We start from the raw sequence: 6,920 nt of genomic DNA on the forward strand, positions 1-6,920 counted from the left end.
TCGAGCCCTTGCAGCCATCCGCCGACGCTAAGGCTGACGGCATAGATGCCGATGCCCAGCGTGACCAGCCAGAAGTGGACAATAATGAGCTTGGGCTGCGGCCATTCCCAGTTCATGACGCGTGGCAGGACGAAATAAATGGCGCCGAACATGACGATTGAAAAAAAGGCGTACAAACCGATATGCGCATGCGCGACGGTAAAGTGCGTAAAGTGTGCGACCGTGCTGATACTGCGCAGCGCTTCGAAAGAACCTTCGAACGAGCTGACGGTGTACATCATGGCGCCCAATACAATAAAACGCAGGGTTGGCGAGTAATAGGTGGTCTTGAAGTGCCCGCGCATGGTCAGGTGCTGGTTCACCGTAAAAGCAAGCACGGGAATGATCATCATCATTGATTGAACGATGGACAAAGTGATCAGCCAATGCGGTACCGGGCCCCCGATCAGGTGGTGGCCGCCCACCTGGCCGTAGAAGAAAGCCAGGGCCCAGAACCCGATCAACGACAAGTTATACGACTGAATGGGCCGGCCGATGATCTTGGGTAAAAAGTAATAAACCGACGCCAGGGCAATGGGGGTGTAGTAAAGCCCCAATACGTTATGGCCGTACCACCAGTTCATGGTGGCTTGTTCCACCCCAAAATGCACGGCGGGTAATTTGCCGACCAGATACAAAACAGGAAACCAGAAAAGCGCCGCACCCATATACCAGATCGACACATACAAATGGTCGACCTTGCGATTGACCAGCGTGAAGACCAGCGGCAACGCTATCAGGGCGCCGCCCGCGACCAGCAAAATACTGATTTGCCACGGTATCTCAAGCCATTCGAGCCCATCGTTGATACCGACCGCAATGCTGCCCAGGCCCGCAATCAGGCCGGCGTTCCAGAGCATGCAACCCAGCAGGGCGAAGCGGCCACCATATAAATGGGTCTTGAGCAATCGGGGCAGCATCCAGATGGCAATGCCGAACGCCGCCATGGGACACCACCCGTAGGCGACCATGTTCAGATGCAGCGTGCGGGTTCGCCCGAACGTCAGCCATGCATATTGCGTAAGGAACTCGGGAGAATGCAGTTTGATGGAGCTGATCAGGCCAAACACCGACGCAATGACCAGCCAGACGACGGCGCAGGAAAGGAAGACGAAGCAGACATAAGCCGTCGATTGATCGGCGTCGATTCGATCTTTAAGCTCCTGCCCGAGCTTGTCTGCCAGCGTCGGATCAATAACGGCCTTGCCACCTTCAGTCACGATCTTCTGCAGACCCGCACGCTGCCCGGGGGTTGCGGAAGGGTCTTCGACGCGACCAATTTCACCTGTAGAGAAAATGACGCCGGCCGCCTCGGGGTTATCGTCAAACAGATTGCGTCGTAACGACCAGATGAAAATTCCCAGGCCGGTAACGGACAAAATGAAGGTCAGAAGCAGTACTGTGACAGTGTTCATAGCACTTATGCCCGATGATGGAACAGATAAGGGTTGGGTCCTGACTGCCGGGTGATGCGGATCCGGCCTGTATTTTTATAGATCCAATCGGCGCGAAGGGGTGGAATAAGCCTATGCCGATCGTGGGTTTATCTGTGCCACCAATGCTTGCTCTGCTTCAACGCGCTGATCGACACCAAAAAAAAGCGCCAACCCCGAAAGGTTGGCGCTTTGCTTGAAAATACGGTGCGTGCTCGCTGCTTGAAAACACCGTTGAGCTTATGCCATGCGCCTTAGGGGCGTGCAATGGCGGCTCCGCCGTAGACTGAAGCGGGGTCGATCTTGACGTCGATCACCAGTGGGCGCTTGCGGTCGCGCGTGGCTATAGCGGCCATCGCGGCCTGAAGTTCGGCGCTGTTGCTTACGGTTAACCCCTTGCAGCCGAAAGCCTCGGCAATGCGCGCAAAATCACGCGACGGTAGTAGAGAGATTTCGGGGTCCATGTTGTGCATGGTCAGGGCAATGTGCTCGGCGCCGTAGCTGCCATCGTTGGCAACGACAATCACCAGGTCAAGCTGTTCGGCCACGGCGGTGGCCAGTTCACTTAGGCCGCTGAGCATGAAGCCGCCATCGCCCGTGACGAGCAGGGTCGGCCGATCTTTGGCCGCGATGGCAGCGCCCATGGCCGTGGCCTCGCCGATGCCGATGGAAGAGAACCCGTTGCCGTCGACGTAAGCGCGTGGATTCGGTACCGAAATCGTGTTCCAGAACGCAAACATGAACCGACCCGAGCCGGTGATGAACACACGATCCTTTGGCAGGGCCTGTTCCAATGCAAAGCCCAGCTCGTAAAGATCGACGGTTCCGGTCGGTGTCGGATGCACGAGTTTTTTCTGCGCCTGTTCATGATAGGTCTTGAGCGTTTCAAGCAGGTCGTCGTTGCGCGCACCTGAGCCTGGAATTTCGGCTTCATCCAGCCACCTGACCATGGCATCGGCCGTTAAGCCGGGGTCGCCGACCAGTCCGACGGTTACCGGCGTGCAGTGCCCGAGTTGGCTCGCCAAGGGGTTGATCTGGATAATGCGTTTGCCGCGGGTCAGGCCTCGTTCTGCCGAGGTATATTTGTTCAGGCTGGCACCAAACACAATCAGGCAGTCGCTGCGGCCAATGACGTCGAGCGCGACTTCGTTGCTCGCGGTTCCAGAGATGCCCAGGAGGAACGGATCATCGGCAAAAAGGCCTTTGCCGCGCAACGAGGTGGCCACGGGCGCCTCGATGCGGCGCGCGAAGCGCAATACCGCAGCCTCGGCTTCCGGGTCGGCCGCCCCGCGCCCGGCGATAACGACCGGCAGGTGCGACGAGGCGATGATGCCGATGGCGTCATCCATGTCGGTGCTGCTGGCAATGGCACTGCGGGTCTCGGGCAGGCGCAGGTAGGGCTTCTGGTATTCAATTTCCTGCCACTGAAACTCTACCGGCATGTTGAGTACGATTGGTCGATGCTCAACGTGGGCGCGATAAAACACACGGGCCAGATCCTCGGCCACGGTTTCCGGGCTGCGCAGTTGCTCGAAACCTGCGCCGGTTGCGGCAACCAGCGCCGACTGGTTAATGTTCTGGGCGTGTTCGCGGTCGGTCGCCGGGGTATCACCGACGAGCAGCACCATGGGCGTGCCCGCCTTGACGCCTTCGACCAGAGCCGTGACGGTGTTCGTCAACCCTGGACCGTGGGTGACTGCAGCCACACCAACCTTGCCGGCTACACGTGCCCAACCCTGTGCCATCAATACGGCACTACCCTCATGAACGGCTGCCACATAGCGCCCGTTGCAGTCTCGGCGAAAGCTGTCGATGATGTACACACAACCGTCCCCCAGTACCCCAAACAGCTCGGTACAACCCAGGTCCGACAATCCGCGAGCAATGGCTTCGTAGACTTTCACGATTATTCCTTTAACGTTAAATTTGCCGGGTTCGAAAGAATCACGTTGGCGAACCCTTTGACTGGATTCTGAACCTGCGGGCAATATTCACCCACAACGCCGTCTGAAGAACGCTATTGGTTGCGAAGATCCGGGCGGCCCGTTCTTCCATTATCTGCCCGTGCCGACATGCAAGGCAAGGAGATCGCTGTTATGGGGGGCGTCGGGTCGTGGCGCAAACAGCAAAACGCCACCCGGTTAGGGGTGGCGTATGTGCTTGATAACTTTGGTGCCGGCTAAAGGAGTTGAACCCTCGACCTTCGCATTACAAGTGCGCTGCTCTACCAACTGAGCTAAGCCGGCTAAAGGCAATATTCTAACCTATTTGACGATGGTCAGGCGCGGGCGTTTGGGGTCATCGTCGTCAGAGGGGTCGGGCTTGTCTTCGGTAGTGTCGGAAGTGTCGGCCGACGGCGATTCGGTGCCCGGATAGGCTTGCGACTCGTGCACTTCGAAACCCATGCCGGCGCCGGTTTCGCGTGCGTAGATAGCGGAGACGGCGGCGACCGGCACGAAGATGTGCTCGGTCACCCCGCTGAAGCGCGCCTGAAACTCGATGTAGTCGTTGCCTAGCACCAGTCGATTGGTGGCCAGCGAACCGATGTTGAGCGTGATCTGACCGTCGTGAATATGGGCACGCGGTACGACCGTGTTGGCATCGACCGTAACCACAATATGCGGGGTATAGCCGTTGTCGGTGCACCATTCATGCAGGGCGCGGATCAGATACGGTTTGGTCGAGGATTCGGGCATTGACATAGGCTTTATGCCGGGGCGCAAGCCCCGGGGGTGCATGAGCTTAGCGGCGCATGACCTTCTCGGAAGGGGTCAGTGCCTCGATGTAGGCGGGGCGCGAGAAGATGCGTTCGGCGTATTTTTGAATGGGTGCGGCGTTCTTGGGCAGCTCGATGCCATAGTGGTCGAGCCTCCAGAGCAGGGGCGCCACGGCCACGTCGAGCATCGAGAACTCTTCGCCCAGCATGAACTTGTTTTTGAGTAACAACGGAGCAAGCTGCGAAAGGCGGTCGCGGATGTTCTGGCGGGCGTTCTCCAGCACCTTTTCGTCGGGGGCGGCGCGGTTCTCAAGTGCCGAAACGTGAACGAACAGCTCTTTTTCGAAGTTGTACAAGAAGAGGCGGGTGCGTGCGCGCATGACCGGGTCGGCGGGCATGAGCTGCGGGTGCGGAAAGCGCTCGTCGATGTATTCGTTGATGATGTTGGATTCGTAAAGAATCAGGTCGCGCTCGACCAAAATAGGCACCTGACCATAGGGGTTCATGACCGCGATGTCTTCAGGCTTGTTGTAAAGGTCGATGTCGCGGATTTCGAAATCCATGCCTTTTTCGAACAACACGAAGCGGCAGCGTTGCGAGAAAGGGCAGGTCGTTCCAGAGTAGAGAACCATCATGTCGAGGCATCCCATCCAAAAAATACATGAGCACCTGTGTGCTCAAAAAAGGGAAATAGGCGTATTACTTTACGCCTATTTTGAAAATATCGCCCCGGGCATGTGCCCGGAGCAGAGGCGGGCGCGGCCAGGCCGGGTTACTTGACGTGTTTCCAGTAGGCGGCGTTAAGGCGCCAGGTAACTACCAGGAACAGGCCCAGGAACAGCAGCACCCAGACGCCCAGGCGCTTGCGGAACAGCTGGTTGGGTTCGGCCATCCAGCCCAGGAAGTTGGCCAGGTCGGCTACGTTGTTGTCGAACGCCACCGATTGTGCTGTACCCGTAGCTTGAAAGGTTTGTTTGACGGTTGGGGCACCACGATAGTTTTGCACGGCTTCGGTCTTTACCTGAGAGTAGCCTTGCGGATCATACGTGGTGATGTTGCGCTGCCAGGTTGTATTGCCGTCTTGCACGACCTTGTGCAGATCGTTATGCGTATAAGTGACGGGGCCTTGCAACTGCCACAACACGTTGGGCATGCCTACGCTGGGAAACACGGCGTTGTCCCAGCCTGTCTTCTTGGTGGTGTCGCGATAGAAGGTGCGCAAGAAAGTGTAAATATAGTCGACACCGCTGGGGCCCAGGTTGACCGACTTGGCGCGAGCGATGACAGACAGGTCAGGAGGCGCGGCGCCGAACCACTTGGAACCGTCTTCGCGTGTCATGGCGATAGTCATGAGATCGCCGACCTTGTCGGTGGTGAACAGCAGGTTTCGTTTGATTTCGTCTTCGGTCAGGCCAAGCTCGGTAAGCTTGTTGTAACGCATGGATTGTGCGCTATGACAGCCAAGACAATAGTTGACGAACAGCATGGCCCCATTTTGCAGCGAAGCCATGTTGTTGATGCGGTCGGGGGCGTTGTCGAGCTTGTAACCGCTGTCGGCGGCAACCGCCACCGAGCAGGTCAGGGTTAGGGCAAGGACGCCAAGCAACTTTTTGATCATGATCATTCCGTAATTATTATGGGCCTTAGTGAGCTTTGAACGTAATGCGCTCGGGAACCGGCTTGAACGTGCCGAGGCGGCTCCAGACAGGCATCAGCAGGAAGAAGCCCAGGTAGATCAGGGTTCCGATCTGGCTCATCAGGTTGAATACGGGGCTGGGAGGCTGCGTGCCGAGGTAGCCCAGGATCAGGAATGTAACGATGAAAATGCCGTACAGGTATTTATGCCAGGTGGGGCGGTAGCGAATGGAGCGCACCGGCGAGTGGTCGAGCCATGGCAGGAAGAACAGAATGACCACCGAGCCGCCCATGGCCACAACGCCCCAGAACTTGGCGTCGATGGTGCGCAGCAGCACGGCGAGCACCAGCAAAATAACGGGCACGGCAATGCGCCACGCGCCGCGCAGATTGCTGCGCAGGAACAGTGCCACAGCGCCCAGGACCGAAGCGGCGGCCAACACCCAGGTGAAGTCGGCCGTGATGGCGCGCAGCATGGAGTAGAACGGCGTGAAGTACCAGACCGGGGCAATGTGTGGCGGGGTCTTGAGCGGGTCGGCCGGAATAAAGTTGTTGAACTCTATGAAGTAGCCGCCCATTTCAGGGGCAAAGAACACAATGGCGGCAAAGACAATAAGGAAGCCCGCGACGCCCACCATGTCGTGTACCGAGTAGTAGGGGTGGAAGGGGATGCCATCGATGGGGCGGCCTTTTGCGTCTTTGGGGCCGTCTTTGATCTCAACGCCGTCGGGGTTGTTGGAGCCGACCTCGTGCAGTGCGATAACGTGTGCTACGACCAGGCCGATAAGCACCAGCGGCAATGCAATGACGTGGAAGGCAAAGAAGCGGTTAAGCGTGGCGTCGGATACAACGTAGTCGCCGCGGATCCAGAGCGAAAGCTCGGGGCCGATGAAGGGAATGGCCGAGAAGAGGTTGACAATAACCTGTGCACCCCAGTACGACATTTGGCCCCAGGGCAGCAAGTAGCCCATGAACGCCTCGCCCATGAGGACAAGGAAAATGGCCATGCCGAAGATCCAGACCAGCTCACGCGGCTTGCGGTACGAGCCGTAAAACAGGCCGCGCAGCATGTGCAGGTACACCACCACGAAGAACAT

Annotated in this window: 6 protein-coding genes and 1 tRNA gene; all 7 read right to left on the reverse strand. The window is 57.9% G+C overall.

Annotation, left to right across the window (positions count from 1 at the left end; genetic code table 11):
* On the reverse strand, positions 1–1,454 hold a 1,454-nt coding region (locus tag VL003_RS06475; protein ID WP_325440761.1), incomplete at its 3' end, for a cbb3-type cytochrome c oxidase subunit I.
* Between the two features lie 272 nt (positions 1,455–1,726).
* Positions 1,727–3,376 carry a thiamine pyrophosphate-binding protein gene (locus VL003_RS06480; protein ID WP_325440763.1) on the reverse strand — a complete coding sequence of 550 codons (1,650 nt, stop codon included), beginning with the start codon at positions 3,374–3,376 and terminating at the stop codon, positions 1,727–1,729.
* A 266-nt stretch (positions 3,377–3,642) separates the two neighbouring features.
* Positions 3,643–3,718: transfer RNA gene (locus VL003_RS06485), tRNA-Thr, on the reverse strand.
* Between the two features lie 18 nt (positions 3,719–3,736).
* Positions 3,737–4,168, reverse strand: a complete 432-nt coding sequence (locus VL003_RS06490) for a ClpXP protease specificity-enhancing factor (protein WP_325440765.1) — start codon at positions 4,166–4,168, stop codon at positions 3,737–3,739.
* Between the two features lie 46 nt (positions 4,169–4,214).
* Positions 4,215–4,823 (reverse strand): glutathione S-transferase N-terminal domain-containing protein, encoded by a 609-nt coding sequence (locus tag VL003_RS06495; RefSeq protein ID WP_325440767.1) that lies wholly within the window; start codon positions 4,821–4,823, stop codon positions 4,215–4,217.
* 137 nt (positions 4,824–4,960) lie between these two features.
* Positions 4,961–5,812 (reverse strand): cytochrome c1, encoded by an 852-nt coding sequence (locus tag VL003_RS06500; RefSeq protein WP_325440769.1) that lies wholly within the window; start codon positions 5,810–5,812, stop codon positions 4,961–4,963.
* A 19-nt stretch (positions 5,813–5,831) separates the two neighbouring features.
* Positions 5,832–6,920 (reverse strand): cytochrome b (locus VL003_RS06505; protein ID WP_325440771.1); only part of this gene is annotated, 1,089 nt, incomplete at its 5' end.

The sequence above is a fragment of the Pusillimonas sp. genome (assembly GCF_035515275.1).
Taxonomy (GTDB): Bacteria; Pseudomonadota; Gammaproteobacteria; order Burkholderiales; family Burkholderiaceae_B; genus Pusillimonas.